The following is a 688-nucleotide window of genomic DNA, read 5'->3' as shown; positions in this document are numbered from 1 at the left end:
TTTTGAAGTATAACCTGATTTTTAATTTGTTGAAGCAGTACCAGCTATTGACTAGAAGACTGATAATGTTTAAGAGCGTAATGATGACAACAACACCAATCGCTTTGTAGCCCATCAAAAGCATGGGTATCATCAGGCAGGGACTTATAAGTATACGCGCTATATTGACAAGCTTCTGAAAAACATAGTTTTCGTAGGCAACAATGATAGAACCAAAAATACTTAAAGGAAAAGTAGCCGCAAGATTGAAGATTAAGAGGGCCACCATGATACGGGCTTTATCCAGTTCATCAGCTGACAAAGATTTTCCAAAGAGTGATTCAACGTTGTAATAAAGAACCAATCCTAACAGAATGATAAGCGCTCCTATACCACAGTAGAGCATCAGAAACATGCCGAATAAAGCGTATTGTTCCTCCTCTTTTCCCTCCGCGCGGTATTTAGCGGTATAACGAATAACCGCATTGCCAAACCCAAAATCCAATACGGTTAAGTAAGCGACAACGGATGCTACCAGCGAGTAAAGTCCAAACTCGGATTTACCCAGCATCCGCAACATGAAAGGAGTGAATAGCAGACCGACCAGGTTGCTTATCCCGATGGAAGCATAGGATAAAAGTGCTCCTGCTTTAAGCTGATTAATGGCCATGACAACACATGTTAGTTAATACCTGTAGCTTTTCTTCCT

The 688-nt window shown here is 40.8% G+C and carries 1 protein-coding gene; it reads right to left on the bottom strand.

Annotation, left to right across the window (positions count from 1 at the left end):
* The coding region (locus tag OB13_RS18780; protein ID WP_461491720.1) for a lipopolysaccharide biosynthesis protein at positions 1–649 on the bottom strand (649 nt) is incomplete at its 3' end.
* Between the last annotated feature and the right edge of the window lie 39 nt (positions 650–688).

It is taken from the genome of Pontibacter sp. HJ8 (genome assembly GCF_054824225.1).
This window is presented reverse-complemented; position numbering and strand designations above follow the sequence as displayed.